At 62.3% G+C, this 21,157-nt stretch carries 15 protein-coding genes and 1 riboswitch; of the genes, 1 reads left to right on the forward strand and 14 read right to left on the reverse strand.

All coding sequences use genetic code 11. The features are described from left to right. Positions 1 to 46: 46 nt before the first annotated feature. From KI810_RS09220 to KI810_RS09270, 11 genes are all read right to left on the reverse strand, one after another. Positions 47 to 2,473: a Lon protease family protein gene (locus tag KI810_RS09220; RefSeq protein ID WP_214175245.1), complete on the reverse strand. Its 2,427-nt coding sequence runs from the start codon at positions 2,471 to 2,473 to the stop codon at positions 47 to 49. 96 nt (positions 2,474 to 2,569) lie between these two features. Next, complete coding sequence (gene lipB / locus KI810_RS09225; protein WP_214175246.1) at positions 2,570 to 3,217, reverse strand: lipoyl(octanoyl) transferase LipB; 648 nt, start codon at positions 3,215 to 3,217, stop codon at positions 2,570 to 2,572. 183 nt (positions 3,218 to 3,400) lie between these two features. Next, complete coding sequence (locus tag KI810_RS09230) at positions 3,401 to 4,690, reverse strand: dihydrolipoamide acetyltransferase family protein (protein WP_214175247.1); 1,290 nt, start codon at positions 4,688 to 4,690, stop codon at positions 3,401 to 3,403. A 100-nt stretch (positions 4,691 to 4,790) separates the two neighbouring features. Next, on the reverse strand, positions 4,791 to 5,777 hold the full coding sequence (locus KI810_RS09235) for an alpha-ketoacid dehydrogenase subunit beta (RefSeq protein WP_214175248.1): 987 nt from the start codon (positions 5,775 to 5,777) through the stop codon (positions 4,791 to 4,793). Further along, the gene (gene pdhA / locus KI810_RS09240; RefSeq protein ID WP_214175249.1) at positions 5,770 to 6,750 is read right to left on the reverse strand and encodes a pyruvate dehydrogenase (acetyl-transferring) E1 component subunit alpha; all 981 of its coding nucleotides are present in this window, start codon (positions 6,748 to 6,750) and stop codon (positions 5,770 to 5,772) included. The genes KI810_RS09235 and pdhA overlap by 8 nt, the downstream gene beginning before the upstream one ends. After that, on the reverse strand, positions 6,710 to 7,642 hold the full coding sequence (locus tag KI810_RS09245; protein ID WP_214175250.1) for a GGDEF domain-containing protein: 933 nt from the start codon (positions 7,640 to 7,642) through the stop codon (positions 6,710 to 6,712). Before KI810_RS09245 ends, pdhA begins: the two co-directional genes overlap by 41 nt. Further along, entirely contained in the window at positions 7,635 to 9,569 is a 1,935-nt protein-coding gene (locus tag KI810_RS09250; protein WP_214175251.1) for an aconitate hydratase, read from the reverse strand. Before KI810_RS09250 ends, KI810_RS09245 begins: the two co-directional genes overlap by 8 nt. A 41-nt stretch (positions 9,570 to 9,610) precedes the next feature. Further along, entirely contained in the window at positions 9,611 to 11,047 is a 1,437-nt protein-coding gene (gene lpdA / locus KI810_RS09255; RefSeq protein WP_214175252.1) for a dihydrolipoyl dehydrogenase, read from the reverse strand. Positions 11,048 to 11,112: 65 nt separating this feature from the next. Beyond that, entirely contained in the window at positions 11,113 to 12,321 is a 1,209-nt protein-coding gene (locus KI810_RS09260; protein ID WP_214175253.1) for a tetratricopeptide repeat protein, read from the reverse strand. Between the two features lie 8 nt (positions 12,322 to 12,329). Beyond that, positions 12,330 to 13,637 carry a 2-oxoglutarate dehydrogenase complex dihydrolipoyllysine-residue succinyltransferase gene (gene odhB / locus KI810_RS09265; RefSeq protein WP_214175254.1) on the reverse strand — a complete coding sequence of 436 codons (1,308 nt, stop codon included), beginning with the start codon at positions 13,635 to 13,637 and terminating at the stop codon, positions 12,330 to 12,332. A 164-nt stretch (positions 13,638 to 13,801) separates the two neighbouring features. Next, complete coding sequence (locus KI810_RS09270) at positions 13,802 to 16,534, reverse strand: 2-oxoglutarate dehydrogenase E1 component (RefSeq protein ID WP_214175255.1); 2,733 nt, start codon at positions 16,532 to 16,534, stop codon at positions 13,802 to 13,804. Positions 16,535 to 16,989: 455 nt separating this feature from the next. Here KI810_RS09270 and KI810_RS09275 point away from each other — a divergent pair, with 455 nt between their 5' ends. After that, positions 16,990 to 17,334, forward strand: a complete 345-nt coding sequence (locus KI810_RS09275; protein WP_246525443.1) for a class I SAM-dependent methyltransferase — start codon at positions 16,990 to 16,992, stop codon at positions 17,332 to 17,334. Positions 17,335 to 17,556: 222 nt separating this feature from the next. Continuing rightward, positions 17,557 to 17,633: riboswitch (cyclic di-GMP riboswitch) on the reverse strand. Between the two features lie 115 nt (positions 17,634 to 17,748). Here the strand turns inward: KI810_RS09275 and KI810_RS09280 are convergent. The 3 genes from KI810_RS09280 to KI810_RS09290 all read right to left on the reverse strand — a co-directional run bounded on the left by KI810_RS09280 (position 17,749) and on the right by KI810_RS09290 (position 20,915). After that, a complete protein-coding gene (locus KI810_RS09280; protein ID WP_214175256.1) occupies positions 17,749 to 18,093 on the reverse strand; it encodes a DUF190 domain-containing protein in 345 nt (114 codons plus the stop codon). A 16-nt stretch (positions 18,094 to 18,109) separates the two neighbouring features. Continuing rightward, positions 18,110 to 18,484: a fluoride efflux transporter CrcB gene (gene crcB / locus KI810_RS09285; protein WP_214175257.1), complete on the reverse strand. Its 375-nt coding sequence runs from the start codon at positions 18,482 to 18,484 to the stop codon at positions 18,110 to 18,112. Between the two features lie 97 nt (positions 18,485 to 18,581). Beyond that, positions 18,582 to 20,915, reverse strand: coding sequence for a ribonuclease E/G (locus KI810_RS09290; RefSeq protein WP_214175258.1), 2,334 nt, complete (start codon positions 20,913 to 20,915; stop codon positions 18,582 to 18,584). Positions 20,916 to 21,157 lie beyond the last annotated feature (242 nt).

Here is a 21,157-nt window from a genome sequence, read left to right on the forward strand (position 1 = left end):
GCATCGAAATCGAAACGCCCATTTTTAATGAATGCAAAAACCATACTCACCGTTCTTTTTTCTCATCCTTTTCCGGCGATGCCGTGAATTTCTTCATACTCTCTAGCATTTCCCGCAGTCGTCTATCCACCAGGAAATTGATGCTCCCCTCCGGATAACCGCCATCTGGCTGCCATTCCCCGGCCGGAACACCGGTCAGGATCTCAATCCCCTGGTCGATGGTGGCCACGCTCCAGATGTGGAACCTCCCCTCCCTTACCGCCTCCAGCACCTCGTCCTTGAGCATGAGATGGCGCAGGTTGCTGGCCGGAATCATCACCCCCTGCTCGCCGGTAAGCCCTTTGGCCTTGCAGACCGCGTAGAACCCCTCGATCTTGTAGTTCACCCCGCCGATGGGTTGCACCTTTCCCAGTTGGTTGACGCTGCCGGTCACGGCGATCCCCTGGCGGATCGGCACACCGGAAAGGGCCGACAGGAGGGCATAGAGCTCGGTGGACGAGGCGCTGTCCCCCTCTACCCCTTCGTAGGACTGCTCGAAGCAGATGGACGCGGAAAAGGAGAGGGGCTTGTCGTGGGCAAACTTCCCCCCCAGATAACCGGTGAGGATGAGCACCCCCTTGTCGTGAATCGGCCCGGAGAGCTTCACCTCCCGCTCGATGTTGACCATCCCTCCCCGGCCGATATAGGTGCGGGCAGTGACCCGGGACGGCCGACCGAACATGTAATCCCCGATGGTGAGAACCGACAGGCCGTTGATCTGCCCCACTTCGCTTCCGTCGGTGTCGCACAGGATGGTTCCGTCATCGAACAGCTCCTGCATCCGCTCTTCTATCCGGTTGCTCCGGTAGACCTTCTCATCGATCGCCTTCCGCACGTGCTCACGGGTCACGACGGTGCTCTGGTACTGCCCGGCCCAATAGCTCGCCTCCCGGATCAGGTCGGCGATCTCCATGAACTGGGAAGAGAGCCGTTCCTGGTCCTCCACCAGCCGTGCCGAGTATTCCAGAAGGCCCGCGACCCCGCTCCGGTCAAAATGGAGAAGACTTTCGTTCTTGCAGTGGGTGGCAACGAACAGGGCATAATCCCGCATGATCTCCGGTGTCCGGGCGATGCGACTGTCGAAGTCCGCCTTCACCTTGAAAAACTTCCGGTAATCCGGCTCCATGTAGAACAGGAGATAGTAGATCCAGGGGGAGCCGATCATGATGATCTTGGTCTGGAGCGGGATCGGCTCCGGCTTCAGGGAGGCGATGGACATGAAGCGGTATTGCTCCAGGACATCCTCGATCCTGATCTCGCCGCTGCGGATACAGCGTTTCAGGGCATCCCAGGCAAAGGGGTTGATCAGCACCTCACGGGCATCGACGATGAGGTATCCCCCATTGGCCCGGTGGAGCGCCCCCGGTTTCACCAGGGTGAAGTTGGTGGTAGCCATCCCCCCCATCTGCATGACGTGCTCGATCCGGCCGAACAGGTTATTGTAGGTGGGGTTCGCCTCGAAGACCACCGGCGCCCCCTCCATCCCCTTGTTGTCGACGAAGACATTCACCTGGTAGCGCTCGAAGGACGGCTCCTGGCGGGGCAGCTTGAGGCCGGGGATGGGAGACTGCTGCGGCTGCTGCTCCTTGAAGTCCTCAAGGTTGAGGAGCACGTCCTCCTGCACCGACTCAAGGTAGGAGACAACCTTCCCGTAGGGTGCATACTTCTCCTTGAGCGGATCGATATGGTGGCCGACGGCGGCCAGCCCCAGGTCACGGTCGAGCTGGGCCAGGGTTTCCTTGGTCGCCTTCTCGTTCTCCCGTACCTGCCGGAGCACGTCGTTGAGTTTCTCGGTCAGTTCCTTTCCCGCCTCGTCGATCTTGTCCCGTTCCCCCTTTTCCAGTGCTTCGTACTCCTCCTGGGTATAGTTGCGCCCCTCTTTCTGGGGGACCATCACCAGCCCGGAGACGGTCCGTTGCAGGGCAAATCCCCTGGACTCCGCCTCCTGTTCCAGCCGGCCGAACAGTTCGCCGTTCTTTTCCTGGTACTCCTCGACAATGGTCGACTTGTTGCTCTCGTACTCCTTGCTGTCGAGGGCTTTGGGAATGACGTTCCGGATGCTCTCCAGGAGTTCCTTCATGTCCGCGGCCAGTTCGCTCCCCATACCTGCAGGGAGCGCCAAAGACTGGGGAAGGTCGGGGTTCCTGAAGTTATAGACGTAGCACCAGTCCTGGGGGGGCTGCTCGGTCCTTGCCCGTTTCTTCAGGAGGTTCTTGATGGTGGAACTGCGGCCGGTCCCCGCCTCACCCGCCAGGAACAGGTTGAACCCGCCATCCCGCATGTCGAGGCCGAAGTCGATGGACTTGAGGGCCCGCTCCTGGCCGATTGACCCTTCCAGTTCGTTCAGGTCGGCGGTAGTTTCAAATGCAAACTGGGCCGGATCGCATTCCCACCTCAGTTGTGCAACCGGTACCTTGCAATCGTCTCGTGCCACAGTAACCTCCTTCATCGGTTGGGAAATGGAATACATCGAATCGCGCAGACTCCCTTGCTTCGGGCCGCCGCAACAGGCCTCTCCCTGCCCGAAAGATCAGACCCGCGCCGAACTCCTGGCGGTTCTTCCTTCCGGCATCCATTCTGTCAGAAGCGGTGCGAACCTGTCCGAAATCACCTTCCGTACCGCTGCCAGGTGGACCTCAGTGCCGCATTCCCGCGACAGGGACGTCACGGGACAGGCGGCGATGCCGCAGGGGTTGATCAGATCGAACGCTGTCAGATCGGGAGCCACGTTGAGGGCAAAACCGTGCATGGTTACCCAGCGGCGGACGCCGACACCGATGGAGGCGATCTTTCCGCCAGTTGTCCAGACACCGGTCCGTCCCGGCACCCGCCGGGCGGCAACGCCGAAGTCCGCCGTGATCCGGACAAGGAGTTCCTCCAGGAAGCGGAGGTAGCGGTGCAGGTCCCGCCCGCGCCGGTCAAGATCGATGAGGGGGTACCCCACCAGTTGCCCGGGCCCGTGCCAGGTGACATCCCCCCCCCGGTTGATGCGCAGTACCTCCAGGGAAGTGTCGAGGATGTTTGACTCACTCCCACCGCTGCCCATGGTATAGACTGCCGGGTGCTCAAGAAGAAGAAGGGACTCCGGCTCGGTGCCGGTGGCTATCCCTGCGACCAGCCGTTCCTGAAGGGCATAGGCGGTATCGAACTCTATCAGACCCAGGTCAGTTATAACCATAACACCTTCACAAATCTCACCACAGAGACACTGAGTCACGGAGAAAACCTTAAGCATGGACAGGATTAAAGTCTTTTTGGTTATAACCTGAATATTTTGGTTTTTTCCCCGAATATCCTGGATATCCCCGTTAATTCAGTTTTGTTTCCTCAGTGTCTCTGTGCCTCTGTGGTAAGAATTGCTTCACATCAGCATTGTCACCGGATTTTCCAGTGTATGCTTCAACTCCGCCAGAAACTTTGCCGCGTACGCCCCATCCAGAAGCCGGTGGTCGGCGGAGAGGGTCACCCGCATCCTCCGCCCGGCCGTCACCTGGCCGTCGCGCACCACCGCCTCGTCCAGGATCGCCCCGACTGCCAGGATCGCCCCCTGGGGAGGGTGGATCACCGCCATGAACTCCTCCACTCCGTACATACCCAGGTTGGATATGGTGAAGGTCCCGCCGGACAGCTCACGCTCGCTGATCCTGCCACTCCGTGCCCGCTCCGCCAGTTCTCGGCTCCGCAACGCGATTTCCTTGACCGTGAGCGACTGGCAGCCGCCGATTACCGGCACCAGCAACCCGTCGGCAAGGCTGACGGCGATGCCGATGTTGATCCCGTCGTGGAAGATGATGCCGTCGGCCGTCCAGGAGGCGTTTGCCAGGGGGAACTTTGCCAGGGCGAGGGCACTGGCCTTGACGATCAGGTCATTGATCGAGACGGCGCTCCCCGCCTCCTTCAGCTCCCGGCGCACCTCCTCCGCCTCCCCCATGTCCACGGCGACGGTCACCGTGAAGTGGGGAATGGTCCGCCACGCCTCGGCCACCGTCCGGGCGATGGCAGCCCGCATCCGGGAGAGGGGCTGTTTTCCTCCTCCCGCAGGCGACGACGACATTTCAGGTGTCAGAGTCTTTCTCTCAACCTCTACCTTTTCCTCAACCTGTTTCCCGAGGAACCCCTCCAGATCTTCCTGGAGGATGCGTCCCTCCGGCCCGCTCCCCTTCACCTCCCGCAGATCGACCCCCTTTTCCCTTGCCAGACGGCGCACCAGGGGGGATGCCTTCTCCCCATCGCCGACGGGGGGAGGAAGATGCTCCGGGGCAGAACCGGCATCGGGAGGGACCTCCAGCAGCCGTTCCGGCACATCTCCTGCTGCCATAGGTTCGGACGGCGGCGATTCGGGTGGTGGCTGCCAGTTATCCGGAACGGGTGCAGCCTCGGACGGCGACGCGGCCGCTGCGACAGGCGGTTCTCCCCCTTCCCCCACCAAACCGATCACCGTCCCAACCGGCACCATTTCCCCCGGCTTCACCCGTATCTCCGTCAGCACACCGGCGGCGAACGCCTCCAGTTCCATGGTCGCCTTGTCGGTCTCCACCTCGGCGATGATGTCGCCACGCTCCACCCGGTCCCCTATCGACTTCTTCCAGGCCACGAGCCGCCCTTCGGTCATGGTATCGGAAAGCTTCGGCATGGTGATTTCGGTTGCCATGTTTACCTCAGATATACCGATTCGATTTTGACAACACACTCCTACCTCCCCCCTCACGGGCACCCCCTCCTGAGTCAGGAGGGGGATAGGGGGTGGTCACTCAGTATTTCGCCGCCACCGTTTCCTTCACCGCCGCGACGATGTCCTCTACCCGGGGGATGCAGAGTTTTTCCAGCTGCCGCGAGTAGGGCATGGGGACATCCAGTCCCGACACCCGCCGGACCGGCGCCCGGAGGGAATCGAAACAGCCGTCGTAGATGCGGGTAGCGATCTCAGCCCCCAGGCCGCAGGTTTTCCAGCACTCCTCCACCACCACCGCCCGGCCGGTCTTTTTCACCGACGCCACGAAGGTATCCGCATCCAGCGGCGACAGGGTTCGGAGGTCCACCACCTCGCAGGCAATCCCCTCCTTCGCCAGCTCCTCCGCCGCCTGGAGAGCAAGCACCGTCATCCGCGCGTAGGCGACGACGGTGATGTCCGTCCCTTCCCGCTTCACGTCGCATTTTCCGAAGGGGACCAGGAACTCCGGATCGTCGGGAACATCCCCCTTGCTATTGTAGAGGAGTTCGTGCTCAAGGAACATGACCGGGTTGTTGTCGCGGATGGCGCTCTTCAAGAGCCCCTTGGCATCGGCGGGGGTGGCGGGATAGGCCACGTGCATCCCCGGTGCATGCATGAAGAAGGTCTCCAGGGACTGGGAGTGCTGGGCCGCCAGCTGGCTCCCGCCGCCACCGGGGGCACGGATCACCATGGGGAGGTTCACCTGGCCGCCGAACATGTAACGGATCTTGGTCATGTGATCGATGATCTGGTCCATGGCGAGCAGGGCGAAGTTCACCGTCATCAGTTCCGCTATGGGGCGCAGCCCCCCCATGGCGGCGCCGACCGCCACGCCGACGATGGTGTTCTCCGAGATGGGGGTATCCAGAACCCGCTCCTCGCCGAACTCTGCCAGCAGCCCCCGGGTCACCTTGAACGATCCCTCGTACAGCGCCACGTCCTCCCCCCAGACGACAATGGACGGATCACGGCGCATCTCCTCCTTCAGGGCAAGGTTAAGAGCATCACGGTAGGTCATTTCAGACATAGATATCCTCCCAGACCGCCCCATCCTCCGGCCACGGCGACTCCTCGGCAAAGGTAACCGCCTCCTGCACGATGGCGATTGCTTCCTGTTTGATGGCACCCAGTTCGGCCTGGGTGACGATCCCTTCTTCGATGAGGCGAATGGCAAAGGCGGGGAGAGGGTCCCGGGCCTTCCAGAGCTCCACCTCGGCGGCTGAGCGGTACTTCCCGGGATCGGCCATGGAGTGGCCGCGGAACCGGTAGGTGAGCGCCTCGATGAGGTAGGGGCGGTTCTGCTGCCGGACCCACTCGGCACCCCATTTCACCGCATCATGGATCGCCATGACGTCCATGCCATCCACCCGGACCGACGGGATGTCGTAGCCGCAGGTCCGCTTGTGGATGTCCGCCAGGGCCGACGCCCGCTCCACGGAGGTACCGATGCCGTAGGCGTTGTTCTCGCAGACAAAGAGCACCGGCAACTCCCAGAGCCTGGCCCAGTTGAGGGACTCGTGGAAGGTCCCCTGGTTCACCGCCCCGTCGCCGAAGAAACAGGCGGCGACCCGCCCTTCCTTTCGGAACTTGGAGGCGAAGGCAAGCCCGACGGCTATGGGGAACTGGCCGCCGACGATGGCGTACCCCCCCATGAAGGCGAGGTCGGGGTCGAAGAGGTGCATGGAGCCCCCTTTCCCCTTGCAGATGCCGGTGGCTTTGCCGAACAGCTCGGCCATGACCCGCCGCGGTTCGGCCCCCCGGACGATGGCCTGGGCGTGCTCCCGGTAGGCGGAGAGGATGTAGTCGTCCTTGCGGAGGGCATGGGTTGAGCCTACCGCCACCGCCTCCTGGCCGCTGTAGAGATGGAGGAAACCGGTGATGTGCCCTTTGGTGTACTGCTCGGCGCACGATTCCTCGAACTCCCGGCAAAGCACCATCTGCTCGTACATCCTGACCAGCTCATGGTCGGGCAAAATCGCCCGGAGACTCATCTCTTTCATTGGTTGCACCCCTGCGCTCGATTCCCTTCGCGGTGACGTCTTCGTAGTCGCCGGTCAGTTCCAGGCCGAACTTTTCATGACAGATGGCGTTCTTGCCGCTCGCCTTGACCCGGTACATGAGGCTGTCGCTCAATCGAAGCATCTGGTCGACGGAGGCGGGGGGGTCGAGAAAACTCACCAAACCGATGCTGAACGTAACCCCGTAACGATGGGCCCCCATGACGGCGTCCAGTTGCGACTTGACCTTGGCGATTGCTACGCTCGCCTGGGTGTAATTGTTCTCAGCCAGAAGAATGACAAATTCGTCACCCCCGACCCGGGTAACAATGTCCGTCTTCCTGACGGCAGCCTGCATGGTACGGGCAATGAGTACCAGCAGCTGGTCTCCTTCGTGGTGGCCATAGGTGTCATTGATCGTCTTCAGGTTGTCGGTGTCGATATAGGCGAGACTGAAGGGACGGTTGTACCGCTGGAACCGGTAGATCTCCCGTTCGGCCAGCTCGCAGAAATAGCGCTTGTTGTACGCCTTGGTCAGGAAGTCGAGCCGCGCCAGATCTCGAATCCGGTCCCTGTTGCTCCTGAACATGGAAATAAGCACGCTCGTCAGAACGAAAAGAACCAGCTTCTCCATGACGCTCCAGACAAGGAACAGATTCCCCCTGCCGGAGATTTCGGGATGGTTGGCGCCCACCCAGAGCAGGACACAGAGACATGCCACCGCAATGCCGGCCCGCCTCCCGTAATACCAGCTTTCCCAGACCACCGGTACCAGATAGAACATCACGAAGGGGAGATCCGCCACTTCCCTGTCCAGGTACACGAGTACCGCCAGGAGCAGGGCGCCGATCAGGTGCTGGCCCATTGCCGGCCATATGCGGTCTTGGTCAGTCATGATTCCTCACAAGGTTGAGCGTTCCCCCGGCAAGAATCTCCTGCCGTTCACGCTCGGATACATCCAGAATGGTCAGAATCTCCCTCCCGTTTACCTGTACCGGTATCTCCGTTGCCCCGTCGGCGACCAGGCCCCGCAGGTTCCTGAAGGTGAGCCTGTCCCCCTGGGCAAGGGTGTCGTAATCCGCCGGGTTCTTGAATGCGAGGGGGAGGATGCCGAAATTGATCAGATTCGCCTTGTGGATGCGGGCGAAACTCTTGGCCAGTTTGGCGCGGATGCCGAGATACCGGGGAGCCAGTGCGGCATGTTCGCGGGACGACCCCTGGCCGTAATTCTCGCCGCCGACCACCACGCCGTTCCCCTTCTCTTTCGCCCGACCGGGGAATTCCGGGTCGAGCTGCTCGAAGACGAACTGGCTGATGGCGGGGATATTGCTCCGGAAGGGGAGAACCTTGTTCCCCGCCGGCATGATGGTATCGGTGGAGATATTGTCCCCCACCTTGATGATAACCTCCGCCGTCAGTTCGGCGGGAAGTGCCTCAAAGTCGGGGAACGGGACGATGTTCGGCCCGGTGACGATCTCGACCCCACTCGGGTCGGCCAGGGGGTAGATGATGCTGGAGTCATCCACCACGTAGGTATCCGGATTCTGGACAGCCGGCCATTCCATAAGTTCCCCCAGCTTGCGCGGGTCGGTGATGACCCCGTAGATGCCGGCGGCAGCGGCGGTTTCCGGTGAGCAGAGGTAGACCTTGTCGTTCTTGGTGCCGCTTCTCCCCGGGAAATTGCGGGGGAAGGTACGCAGAGACACCTGATTGGTCCCCGGCGCCTGCCCCATGCCGATGCAGCCGAGACACCCCGGCTGATGGACCTGGGCCCCCGACAGGAGAAGGGACATGAAGCCACCCTGGGCCGCCACGTTCTCCAGCACCTGGCGGCTGCCGGGATTGATGTTGAAGGAGACATGGGGCGCCACCCGCCGGCCGTCCAGGATGCGGCAGACGGTCATGAGGTCCCGGAAGGAGGAGTTGACCGAGCTTCCGACGATTACCTGGTCGACTCTGACCCCTTCCACGTCTTTCACCCGCACCACGTTGTCCGGCGACGACGGGCAGGCGATGAGAGGCTCCACCTGGGACAGGTCGATCTCGTCGTACTCGTCGTAGCTGCAGCCGGGATCGGCAGCCATTTCCACCCACGCGTCACCCCGCCCCTGGGATTCCAGGAACTCCCGGGTCCGATGGTCCGACGGGAAAACCGACGTGGTCGCCCCCAGCTCAGCCCCCATGTTGCCGATGGTCCCCCGGTCCGTCACCGAGAGGGTCGCCACACCGGGACCGTAGTATTCGATGATCTTCCCCACCCCCCCCTTCACCGTATGGCGGCGGAGCATCTCCAGGATCACGTCCTTGCCGGAGACCCAGGGAGGTAGCTGGCCGGTCAGCTTCACCCCCATGATGCGCGGACAGGGAAGGTTGAACGGATGCCCCGCCATGGCCAGCGCCACGTCCAGACCGCCGGCACCGATGGCGAGCATGGAAAGACCTGCAGCGGTGGGGGTATGGGAATCGGCACCGAGCATCACCCGGCCCGGCACGCCGAAGCGCTCAAGGTGAACCTGGTGGGAGACGCCGTTCCCCGGTTTGGAGAGGTGGATGCCGAACTTCTGGGCGGCGGTCATGAGGAAGACGTGGTCGTCCGCATTCTTGCTGTCGGTCTGCAGCAGGTTGTGGTCGATGTACTGGGCCGCCAGTTCCACCTTCACCCGCGGCACCCCCATGGCGATGAACTCCAGCATCGCCATGGTCCCCGTGGCATCCTGCAGCAGGGTGTGGTCAACCCTGATGGCTATTTCCGTGCCCGGGACCAGTTTCCCCTTCACCAGGTGGGCTTCCAGTATCTTCGTTGCGAGGTTTTTGGGACTCATTGTTTTTCCCTCCGGAACGACTGATTTAAAAGCGGCCGTTCCTACGCATGTATCGCAGCCTTGTCAACATCCAGCGCCGCCTCCTTCATCGCCTCCGACAGGGTCGGATGGGCATGGAAGGTCATGGCCACATCCTGGGCGCTCCCGCCGTAGGTCATGACCGTTACCGCCTCCGCGATCATGTCCGAAGCCCGGGGGCCGATGACGTGCACCCCGAGCACCCGCCCGGTGGACTGGTGGGCAAGTATCTTGACGAATCCCTCCGTTTCGTCCATGCAGCGGGCACGGCCATTGGCCGAGAAGGGGAAGCGTCCCGTCGCGTAGGGGACGGCGTCCCGGTTGAGCTCCTCCTCGGTCTTCCCCACCGATGCCACTTCCGGCCAAGTGTAAATGATACCGGGGATGAATTCGTAGTCAACCTGGGAGGCCTGCCCCGCCTGGCGCTCGGCGAACACAACCCCTTCTTCCATCGCCTTGTGCGCCAGCATCGGCCCGTGTATGAGGTCGCCGATGGCGAAAATACCCGGCACGGAGGTTTCGTAGTCACCGTTCACCCCGATTCTCCCCGACTCCAGGGTCACCCCCGCCTCCTCCACGCCCAGACCGGCAGTGAGGGGATGCCGTCCCGCCGCCACCAGCAACCGGTCGCATTCAAGCTGCTCGGCGACCTCGCCGCTCTTCAGGGTCACAACCCCTTTGCCGCCGCGGCGCTCCACCTCAATCACCCGGGTCTCCAGGCGGAAAGAGATTCCCTGCTTCTTCAGGGAACGGACCAGGGTGTCGGCCACCTGCCGGTCCATGGTGGGCAGGACCTTGGGAAGCACCTCCACCACCGTTACCTTGGCCCCCAGGCGGCGCCAGACCGAACCAAGCTCCAGGCCGATGTATCCTCCCCCCACGACCAAAAGGTGTTCCGGCACCCGGTCGAAGGCAAGTGCCTCCCGGGAACTGACCACCAGCCCGCCGTCGAAGGGAAGCCCGGGGAGCTCGGCCGGGGCACTCCCCGTGGCAAGCAGGACCCTTTTGCCGATAAGTATCTGCTTTTCCTGGTCCCGGGATTCGGGTCCCGGGTCACGCCGGGGATCTACTTCAACCCGGTGCCCATCGCCACCCGTCCCTGCCAGCCTGGCGGTGCCGGTAAAGAGGGCAATCTTGTTCTTCTTGAACAGGAAGGCGATCCCGTCCGTCAGCTTGGCCACCACCTCGTCCTTGCGGGCAAGCATCCTGGGGAGGTCGAGTGTCGGCGGGGAGATACCGATGCCATGGCCGGCAAACCTGTCCCGCGCCAGGGCAAACAGCTCCGACGAATCCAGGAGCGCCTTGCTCGGGATGCACCCCTCGTTGAGGCAGACCCCTCCCAGCCGCTCCCGCCGCTCCACCACCACCACTCCCATCCCCAGCTGGGCGGCACGGATGGCGGCCACATACCCCCCCGGCCCACCACCGATAACGATCAGGTCGTATACTTGTTCGGACATTGCGTCAGAACCTCCTTGAATGTAGTGCTCGTTGAATCATGTACCCAAGGTCGGGATCGGGCTCGTCATTTCCCCGTCGGGAAGATGATTTCGAACTTACCCCCCTGGAGCCGGGACTTCAGATCGAGGGGAGCGCCGGGGGCGGGAGGGGGGGCATAGGCATCGGTAAGATCGGGAAGGGAAAACTTGAGACTGTAATCCCCCTGGTCCAGCACGACCCCTTTCCCCTGAAGGTACGGACCGCCGATGGCCGTGTCATACGCCCCGTTCCCGCCGCGAGGCACACTCAGGTCCAACGCGGGCACTCCCACCGGCGCGGTCCGCAGGGCCACAAGTTCACGAAGCACCGCCTGGGCTCCCGTGTTCCCCTGCTTGGCAGCCTTCACGAGCCAGTCCACCGCTCCGGTCTTGTCGACCGGAACCCCGTCACCGGCGAGAAGCATCATGCCATAGGCGTACTGGGCTTCACCATACCCCTTCCCCGCCGCCTTTCCGATCCAGAAAGCCGCCTGCGCCTTGTCCTGGGGGATTCCGGTACCGTGGTAATAGAAGGTTCCAAGGAAGAACTCGGACCGAGCCCCGCCCCGCTCCGCAGCAATCCGCATGAGGCGCGCCGCCTCTCCCAGGTTCCGCGGCACGCCGTCACCGTGGAAATACATGAGGGAAAGCATGAAACTTGCGCGCGAGTCCCCCCCTGCCGCCGCAGCCCGGTACCAGCGAATCTCCTGGCCTGCATCCTTCGGCACTCCATCACCGATGAGATACATGAACCCGAAGGTATTCCTGGCAGCGGCATTTCCCCGACTGGCCGCCTTGCGCACGGCCTCCACGACCCCTTTCATATCCTGCTTTTCGCCGCGGCTCCCCCGGCCAAGGATTTCCAGCAGGGCAATCGCCCGGTAGTCACGCTGTGCCGCCGCCGCAGCAAGCAGTTTTTTTGCCCGCACCCGGTCGGCAGGCATTCCCGCCCCATAGAGATAACGGGTTCCCAGCAGGTACTGGGCGGCAAAATAGTTCTGTTCGGCGGACTCGCGGAGGAGTTCCATCCCCCGGGAAAGGTCCGGTCGTCCCCCTTCGCCACGGAGTTCCATGAGCGCCAGGAAAAACAGGGAAACCGACGTCGCGTCTTTCCCGAATTCCGTCCGGGCCAGCTCGTAGTTCCCCTGCCGGTACGCCGACCGGCCGGCAAAATCGTCCGCCGAAACCGGCGACACCATCGCCAGCATCGTCGCCGCACCAACTGCGACCAGCAGTAACCGGTACCATTTCCCCATGAACTCTCCTACCCCTCCAGCAGCATCTCTTCCGGCTCTTCCACGTACTCCTTCACCTTCTTCAGGAATCCCACCGCCTCCCGGCCGTCGATGATCCGGTGATCGTAAGAGAGGGCAAGGTACATCATGGGGCGGATCACCACCGTGCCGTTCCGCGCCACCGGCCGGTCCTGGACCGCATGCATCCCGAGCACGCCGCTCTGGGGAGGATTGATGATGGGGGTGGAAAGGAGGGAGCCATAGATTCCGCCGTTGCTGATGGTGAAGGTCCCCCCCTCCAGGTCGGCCAGTTCCAGCCGGTTGGTCCGGACCTTCTCGGCATAGGCGGCGATCCCCTTTTCGATATCGGCGAAATGGAGCCGGTCGGCATCCCGCAGCACCGGCACCACGAGCCCCTTTTCGCCGCTCACCGCGATACCGATGTCATGAAAATGAGGGGTGACGATGTCACTGCCGTCGATGCGGGAGTTGACCATCGGAAACTCCTTGAGCGCCTCCAGGCACGCTTTGACGAAGAACGACATGTAGCCGAGCTTCACGCCGAATTTTTTCTGGAAATGCTCGTTGTGCTTCTTCCGCAGTTCGATGATAGCCCCCATGTCCGCCTCGTTGAAGGTGGTGAGCATGGCGGTCTGCTGCCGGGCCGCCAGGAGCCGTTCGGCAATGCGCCGCCTGATGGGGGTCATGGGGGTGCGGGTAACCCGGTCTTCTGAAATCGGAGACCGGGAACCGGGGACCGGGGATGGGGGAGCTTCGGTAGAGGCCGGGGACCGGGGCCCAGACTGCGGGCCTGAAGGACCGGGGCGTGAAAACCCCGGCAGGATCGGCTGAGTGACAGGCGAAACCGGTTTTTCACCGGACCCTGGTTCCTGGTCCCTGAGCCCTGGCCCCTGGTTCCCGGTCCCCGTATTCAGCAGGTCGTCCACCGTTACCCTCCCCCCTCGGCCGGTCCCGTGCAGTTCATCCGGCCTGAGCCCCTTTTCCTGCACCATCTTGCGTACGGCAGGAGAGAAGGGAGGAATCGAACCAGCGGGAGAAGGGGAAGGCGTTTCCCGGCGCAGCGGCGTGGGTGCCTCCTTCGGCACCGTCCCCTCCTTTATGACGCCGATGACCGTCCCTACGGCGACCGTCGTCCCTTCCGGAACGGTAATGAACAGTGCACCGGCCGCCTCGGCGTTGATCTCCATGGTGATCTTGTCGGTCTCGATCTCGCAGAGCGGTTCGTCCTTCTCCACCCGCTCTCCGTCCTTCTTGTGCCATTTGGCAATCAACGCCTCGGTAACCGATTCCCCCACAGCGGGGACTTTTATTTCCATGGGAAACTCCTGAGCCTTTTGTAAAAATCTCTGATCAATCCAGCTGCTCATAACCCCCCTCAGTCCCCCCTTGTCTAAGGGGGGAAGCGAGCGGAGCGAAGCAGGGGGGTTACAGATTTTGCCGTTATCCTGATTATCCTGAAAATCCCTGTCAGATCAGATTTTCACACCTGAAATGCCGCCGAGATGAGCCTCTCCTGCTCCTCCATATGCTGCCGGTGGGAGCCGACCGCCGGTGCTGCAGCTTCGGGCCGGCCGATATACATCGGCTCCGTGCCGGTAATGTCCGCGAGGGAAGAGCGGATGAATTGCCATGCACCCATGTTGCGGGGCTCTTCCTGGACCCAGCGAAACCCTGCGGCCCCATGGAAGGAGGCAAGGCTCTCCCGGAGAAGATCGGTGCGAAGGGGATAGAGCTGCTCGATGCGAACCAGTGCAACATCCTCCCGACCATCGCTTTTTTTCCGCTCCAGCAGTTCGTAGTATATCTTGCCGGCACAGAAAAGCACCGTTGTGACACGGTCGGGGGGGGCGGGTCCGGGAATGACCTCCCGGAACCATCCCTCCGTGAACTCCTCCAGACGGGAGACGCAGAGGGGATGGCGGAGGAGACTCTTGGGGGTGAAGACGACAAGCGGTTTGCGGAACGGCTGCAGGAGCTGCCTGCGCAGCAGGTGAAAATACTGGGCGGGAGTTGAAGGATAGGCAACCTGCAGGTTGGCACCGCCGCAGAGCTGGAGAAAGCGCTCGATGCGGGCACTGGAATGCTCCGCCCCCTGCCCCTCGTAACCATGGGGAAGAAGCATGACGAGGCCGCTCACCCGGTCCCACTTGGTCTCGCCGCTGGCGATGAACTGGTCGATGATCACCTGGGCGCCGTTGGCGAAGTCCCCGTACTGGGCCTCCCAGATGGTAAGGCCGGCGGGGGTTTCCAGGGAATAGCCGTACTCGAAGCCGAGCACCGCGTTCTCCGACAGCATGCTGTCGAAGGCCATGAACTTCGCCCCCTGGGTGGCCGCGGCCGAAAGGGGAATCCAAGTGTCTTCGCTCCCCATGTCGATGAGGACGCTGTGACGGCTGCTGAAGGTACCGCGCCGGACATCCTGGCCGGAAAGCCTTATTGAATGCCCCTCCCGGAGAAGGCTCGCGAAGGCCAGGCTCTCGCCGGTCCCCCAGTCGATCCCTTCCCCGTTCGTCACCGTATCCCGCCGCCGCTTGAGCAGCGCAGCCACCTTGGCGTGGGGGGTGAAACCGGCGGGAATGGCGGACATAACCTCGGCCACTTCCACCAGGGCCTCCCGTGCCACGCCGGTCGCCACCTTGGCAGGGGAGTATGCCCGCTGAACCCCGCGCCACTCCCCCTGAAAACCGGGAGATTCACCATCGGCACGCTCTTCAAGCGCCTGTTCCAGGCGGGCGGTATAGGCGGCGGCCGGCACCGTTATCCGCTCCTCCGTCACCCCCGCCTCCCGCAGGGAATCGGCATAGAGGAAATGCACCGAAGGACGGTCCTTGATCTTCCCGTACATGAGAGGCTGGGTGAAATAGGGCTCGTCCCCCTCGTTGTGACCATACCGCCGGTAGCAGATGATCTCCACCACCACGTCCCGGCCGAAGGCCTGCCGGTAGTCGAGGGCAAGCCTGACGGCATGGACCGCCGCTTCCGGGTCCTCGCCATGGACATGGAGAATGGGGGCCATGATCATCTTGGCGGCGTCTGTGGAGTAAAAGCTGGACCGTGCCGCTTCCGGGGGGGTGGTGAAGCCGATCTGGTTGTTGAGGACGATATGCAGGGTACCGCCGGTACGGTACCCCGGCAACTGGGACAGGTTGAGGGTCTCGGTCACCATTCCCTGGCCGGCGAAGGCGGCATCGCCATGAATGAGGAGCGGAAGGACCTTCTCCCCCCGGCCATCATCGTAACGGTCCTGGCGCGCCCGGCATTTCCCTTCCACCACCGGGTCGATCGCCTCCAGGTGGCTGGGATTGGCCGCCAGGGCAAGATGAATCATCTTCCCCTCCGGGGTCTGAACATCAATAGAGAACCCCTTGTGGTACTTCACATCCCCCTCACCCACCTGGTTGTGCTCCAGGTTGTCGGCAAACTCGGCAAAGATGGCGGCAAGGGGCTTGCGGAAAATGGTGGCAAGCACGCTGAGTCGCCCGCGGTGGGGCATGCCGACGATCAGGTCGGTCACCCCCAGCCGGGCGGCATGGGCGACCACAGCGTCGAGCACAGGAATGAGGGTCTCCCCCCCCTCCAGGGAAAAGCGGGTCTGCCCCATGAACTTCCGGTTGAGGAATCCCTCGAACAGGGCCGCCTCCTGGAGCTTGCCGAGGATTGCCAGCCGCTCGTCCAAGGTGAGGTTCGGCCGGTTGCGCACCGGCTCCATCCGGTCCATGAACCACTGGCGTTCGGCCGGGTCCTGGATGTGCATGAACTCGGCACCGATGGAGCGGCAGTAGGTCTCCCGCATGACCGACAGGATCTCACGCAGGGTGGCGGCATAGGGATCAGCCGTTTCATCGGAGCCGGCAGCGCGAACCGGCTTGAACCTCCTGACGTAGAAGGTGGTGTCCAGGTCCGATTCGTCCAGATCGAAAGCGGAGAGGGAAAGGAGGGGGTGGTCGATCCTGCACGGAGAGAGGGGGTCCGTGCAGGCGAGGAGGTGGCCGATGTCCCGGTAGCGGTAGATGAGGGACTGGACACCGGACTGCTTGCGCGCCATGGCGGGATCGAGACATTCCCCGCCGGCAGCCACGGGGAGTGCAGCAGCTCCCAGGTCGAAGCCGCCGAAAAAGGCCCGCCACTCGGCACTTACGTCGTCGGGGTTCTCCTGCCAGCGCAGGTACTGGGCCTCAAGCCATTCGGGGCTGATGTTGTCGATGAAGCTCATGCCGCCACGCTCCTGTTTGCACTGTCCTGAGCCGCGAAGGAGGTCGAATGAAAACGGACAGAGGAGATTATACCAGAGCGGGTGGATGTTACAAGGCGAGATTGGCAGGGGCTTTTCAATGTCGCAAGGCCGGCAAAAGCCTGTCAGAAGCGGCGGGCAACCTCGGTGAGCCTGCGGGTGATTGCAACATGGCGTAAAAGCAAGGTGCTGGTGAGTATCCGGGTCGAGGTGCCTGGTGGTCGCCCCGTTGTTATTGACTCAAGGCTCCCCAGCACCGGCCGACTCTATGGTATACTCTTCCCTCACCAACCATCGGGAGAGTGAATCCATGGAGCTGAAAAGAGCCCGCACCGTCATCCTGAACGCAGGGGAGCCGGACCAGAAGCGCGCTGAAATCCTGGACCATCGACCGGCTCTACGCACCGCGCACATTCCTCTCCACCATCCACGAGCGGATGAATCCCGGCGGCCTGCTGGTGATCACTTCTCCCTACACCTGGTCGGAGGAGTTTACCAAGAAGGAGGAGTGGCTGGGTGGCTACCGGGATGCCGGCGAGCCGGTCTGGACCCTGGACGGGCTGAAGGAAGCGCTGGCCCCCCACTTCCGGATGGTCGGGGAACCCCGGGACGTCCCCTTCGTGATTCGGGAGACCCGACGGAAGTTCCAGCATACCGTAGCCGAACTGACGGCGTGGGCGCTGATGGGACGAGGTGATTATTTCTGGTTGCCGGTAAACTTCATGCGGTCTTCGTGTTTGCAGACAAACCCGTTGCCGAATGACAAGGAATATTCACAGTAGTGCGGTCGTGGTTTTTTTACCCTGCACTCAAACAGACCTTCGCTGATCATGCGCGTGCTGCAATGTTTGGGGGTGTTGAAGAGATCATTCAGTTTATTGCCGATTGTTTTAATGGTCAGATTCATGGTCGCATCCTTTTGAGGAGTATTCCCCATCGTTATCGATGCCGATTCATCTCGCATCGTGCCAACAAAAAAGCCGGGCCAGAAATATCGGGGATATTTCGGTAACCCGGCTGTCTCAAGGAGATCCGTTAGGCTTTCCGCCCCACCCTCGCGGATGGTTTAGTATTATCGTCTATCGCTGCAACAGTATGTAATGACTCGGCATTATCGCCAAAAACCGGAAAATGTCAACCCCTGCGTTCATAGCCTCGCAAAATCAATCACTTCCCTGTGACAATCATCACCGCACCTACTTTTCATGCTGGTGGGTATAGCGGATGACCGTCGCCTTTTCCAGGGTAATCATCCCCCCCTGCATCATGGCATCGATCCGGGGCATGATGTCGTCGAACCGCTCCTGCCGGTCAACCACCTCGATGACCACCGGCAGGTCGGTGGAGAGGCGAAGCAGTTTGTCCGTGTGGTAGACGCTGTGGGCGCCGAATCCGGCCACCCCCCGCAGCACCGTTGCGCCGGCAAACCCTTCCTTGCGAAACAGTTCCACCAGGGCCTCGTAGAGGGGAAGCCGGCCGCACTTGTCGCTTTCGCCGATGAAGATCCGCATCAGTACCATCTCTCCGCTGATTTTGGTCATGGAATCCCTCCGGATGTCACAGCGCCCGGGCGGTCGTTATCCCGAGCCAGGTGAACACAAGACAGAGCAGGACGCTCGCCAGCACGTTGGCGGCGGCGATGACGAATTCGCCGTCCTCCAGGAGCCGGAACGTCTCGTAGCTGAAGGTGGAAAAGGTGGTGAGGCCGCCGAGAAACCCGACGGTGAGGCCGATGCGAAGTGGTGGTGAAATGAGGGTGCTGCGGAGGCTGAACTCCATGATGAGGCCGATGCAGAACGCCCCGACGATATTGACCGCCAGGGTCCCGGCGGGAAAGGACGGGCCGCAGAGGCGGTAGACCCACCCCGACAGGAAATAGCGGGTCGCGCACCCCAGAGCGCCGAACAGGGCTATGTAGCAGACCATCTCCATCGCATCTCCCGCTGTCGCCGATCAGCTTGCGACTGCCAGACGTTTATGCAGGGAGGGGTGATCTCCTCCCGATGCCGTTCATGCTTCTCCCCACCTGCTACTCCCCGGCAGGTTCTTCTTTCTTCTTGCGGGGTGCCCGTTTTGCTTTCGGCTTGGCAGCCGGTTCACCCGCCTGCTCGACAACTGCCACGGGAGCGTCTTCAGCGGCGACCGCCTTTTTTGCGCGGCTGCGCGGTTTAGGAATGGCGACAGGCTTTTCCGCTGCCGGAGTCTCGACTACTTCCGCCGGGGAAACGGCAGGTTCCTTCTTCTTCCGGGGAGCGCGAGGCCTGGCCGGTTTCTTCTCGACGGTCTCCGCCGGCGATGCCGACGGAACGGGAGCCTCCGGTTCGCTACCGACAGCTGACGAAGGAAGGTCGCTACCGGACACGGCCAGCTCTTCCGTCTTCTTGCCGCCACGCCGCCGACGCCGGCGCCGTTTCTTCTTCTGCTCGTCGCCGTGCTCTTCCTCGACGTCACCAGTAACCGGCTCCTCAGCGACAGCCGCAGGAAGGGTTTCAGCCGATTCCCCGACAGCTGCCGTTTCTTCTGCACCAGCTTCAGCGCCATGTCCCTTACCGCGCCGGCGCCGGCGACGCCGTTTCTTTTTGGCCTCATCGCCGTGCCCCTCTTCGGCAGACGCGGCTTCGTCTGGAGCCTCAGCGACAGTCGGCGCCTCACTGGTAACCGGCGGCTCCTCGGAGGTAATTTCCTTCGGCGGCAGTTCTCCTGCCGGCGCTTCCGCCCCTTCGCCCCGCCCCTTCTTCCGGCGGCGGCGCTTTTTCTTCCCCTTGCCATCCTCCGTCACAGCACCTTCGCCCGCCGCGATTTCCACACCAGCAGCAGCCTTGACGGGGGTCCTGGCGGCGACCGGTTCTGACTGTCCCTCCGCCACCGCCGGCTTTTCCCGCTTGATGACTTCAAGCTCCAGCTGATTCATGAGGAACGTGGGTTTCCCCTTGATGGTCACCTCGATGTCGTAATCGGTCTCGACCTGGGCAAGCTCCCGCTTCTTCCGGTTGAGGAGATAGTAGGCCACCTCAAGGGGAAGGCCGCCCCGGACTTCGGCGCCGGTCCCCTTGGCTGCTGCGGCGTGAACCTTGCGCAGGAAGGAAAGGGCCATGTTCTCCACCGACTTGACTTTGCCGCGGCCGCCGCAATGGGGGCATTCCAGGTAGCTCGCCTGCTCAAGGGTCTGCTTGATCCGCTGGCGGGACATTTCGAGCATGCCGAACTGGGATATCCTCCCCACGGTAACCCGGGCCTTGTCCGCCTTCAGGGCGTTCTTGAGGGTCTTCTCCACCTCCGACATGTGCTTCTTGTCACGCATGTCGATGAAATCGATGACGATCAACCCCCCCAGGTCACGAAGCCTAAGCTGGCGGGCCACCTCTTCCGCAGCCTCCAGGTTGGTCTTGAAGGCGGTGTCTTCCACCCCCTTTTCCCCCGTGGACTTCCCTGAGTTGACGTCGATGGAGACGAGCGCCTCAGTCGGCTCGATGACGAGGGAGCCCCCCGATTTGAGCGGCACCTTCTTCTCGTAGATCTGGTCGATCTGCTCTTCCAGCTGGTAGCGTGAGAAGATGGGGCGTTTCTCCTGGTGGAGCTTGACGAGATTCTCAAACTTCGGCATGGTCGCCTTGAAGAACTCCCGCGCCTGGGTATAGACCTCGGCGTTGTCCACCAGCACCTCGTCGATTTCGGCGGTGAAATAGTCGCGGATGGTCCGGATCACCAGGTTCGACTCCTGGTAGATCAGGGCCGGCGCCTTGGCCTTTTTCGCCTTGGCGAGGATATCCTTGTGGAGCTTGAGAAGCGACTGGATGTCTTTCTTGAGGTCCGTCTTCGTTTTGCCCAGCGCTTCGGTCCGCATGATGTAACCGACCCCGTCGGGGATGGTGAGCTCCGCAGCCATCTCCTTCAGTTTTTTCCGGTCGGACTCGCTCTCCACCTTGCGGGAGACGCCGGCAGAGTCGCTACCCGGCATGAGCACCATGTAGCGCCCGGGAAAGGAGAGATAGGTGGTCAGGGCCGCCCCCTTCATGTCCCGCTCCCCCTTCTCCACCTGGACGATGAGCTCCTGGCCGCGCCGCAGCACCTCCTGGATGCGGGGCCGGCGGTTGCGGTTCTCCGCCGGGACGTCGTCGCGCCATTGCCAGAAATCGGGATGGAGCTCCCCCATCTGGAGAAAGCCGAGCTTCTTCAGACCGATATCCACGAAGGCGGCCTGGAGGCCGGGCTCCACCCGGACCACCACCCCCTTGTAAACGTTGCCCCGGGTCTGCTCGCTCCCCTCGATCTCGATATCCAGCTCGACCAGGTGGCCGTCCTGGACGATGGCCACCCGTGCTTCCTCCGGGTGCATCGCGTTGATCAGCATTTTTTTCGACATGTACATCCTTTCGTGGCGGCGCCAGGGCTTTTGCCCGGCGACCGCAATGGTTGTCGGCCGGCAGCGGGAAGCTTCCCGCGCGGCGGAATTCTCGTCAGCGCGCCATGCTACGGCCTCAACCCGGACGGGGAAACCTGCGGCACTTTAAACTTTGAGAGTATAGCAGAGTTTATTCACCGCACTAAGAAAAAACTCACTTCTGGCACCCCTCAACCCCAGCAACCGTTTGACAAACATGTCTC

It is taken from the genome of Geomobilimonas luticola (assembly GCF_018476905.1).
Classification (GTDB): Bacteria; Desulfobacterota; Desulfuromonadia; order Geobacterales; family Geobacteraceae; genus Geomobilimonas; species Geomobilimonas luticola.

Bases quoted from the DNA above. Each gene is read 5' to 3' on its own strand.
- KI810_RS09260 (WP_214175253.1), bottom strand. From the start codon at position 12,321: ATGGGGAAATGGTACCGGTTACTGCTGGTCGCAGTTGGTGCGGCGACG.
- lipB (WP_214175246.1), bottom strand. From the start codon at position 3,217: ATGGTTATAACTGACCTGGGTCTGATAGAGTTCGATACCGCCTATGCC.
- KI810_RS09270 (WP_214175255.1), bottom strand. From the start codon at position 16,534: ATGAGCTTCATCGACAACATCAGCCCCGAATGGCTTGAGGCCCAGTAC.
- KI810_RS09230 (WP_214175247.1), bottom strand. From the start codon at position 4,690: ATGGCAACCGAAATCACCATGCCGAAGCTTTCCGATACCATGACCGAA.
- KI810_RS09245 (WP_214175250.1), bottom strand. From the start codon at position 7,642: ATGACTGACCAAGACCGCATATGGCCGGCAATGGGCCAGCACCTGATC.
- pdhA (WP_214175249.1), bottom strand. From the start codon at position 6,750: ATGAAAGAGATGAGTCTCCGGGCGATTTTGCCCGACCATGAGCTGGTC.
- KI810_RS09280 (WP_214175256.1), bottom strand. From the start codon at position 18,093: ATGACCAAAATCAGCGGAGAGATGGTACTGATGCGGATCTTCATCGGC.
- lpdA (WP_214175252.1), bottom strand. From the start codon at position 11,047: ATGTCCGAACAAGTATACGACCTGATCGTTATCGGTGGTGGGCCGGGG.
- crcB (WP_214175257.1), bottom strand. From the start codon at position 18,484: ATGGAGATGGTCTGCTACATAGCCCTGTTCGGCGCTCTGGGGTGCGCG.
- KI810_RS09290 (WP_214175258.1), bottom strand. From the start codon at position 20,915: ATGTCGAAAAAAATGCTGATCAACGCGATGCACCCGGAGGAAGCACGG.
- KI810_RS09250 (WP_214175251.1), bottom strand. From the start codon at position 9,569: ATGAGTCCCAAAAACCTCGCAACGAAGATACTGGAAGCCCACCTGGTG.
- KI810_RS09235 (WP_214175248.1), bottom strand. From the start codon at position 5,777: ATGTCTGAAATGACCTACCGTGATGCTCTTAACCTTGCCCTGAAGGAG.
- odhB (WP_214175254.1), bottom strand. From the start codon at position 13,637: ATGGAAATAAAAGTCCCCGCTGTGGGGGAATCGGTTACCGAGGCGTTG.
- KI810_RS09275 (WP_246525443.1), top strand. From the start codon at position 16,990: ATGAATCCCGGCGGCCTGCTGGTGATCACTTCTCCCTACACCTGGTCG.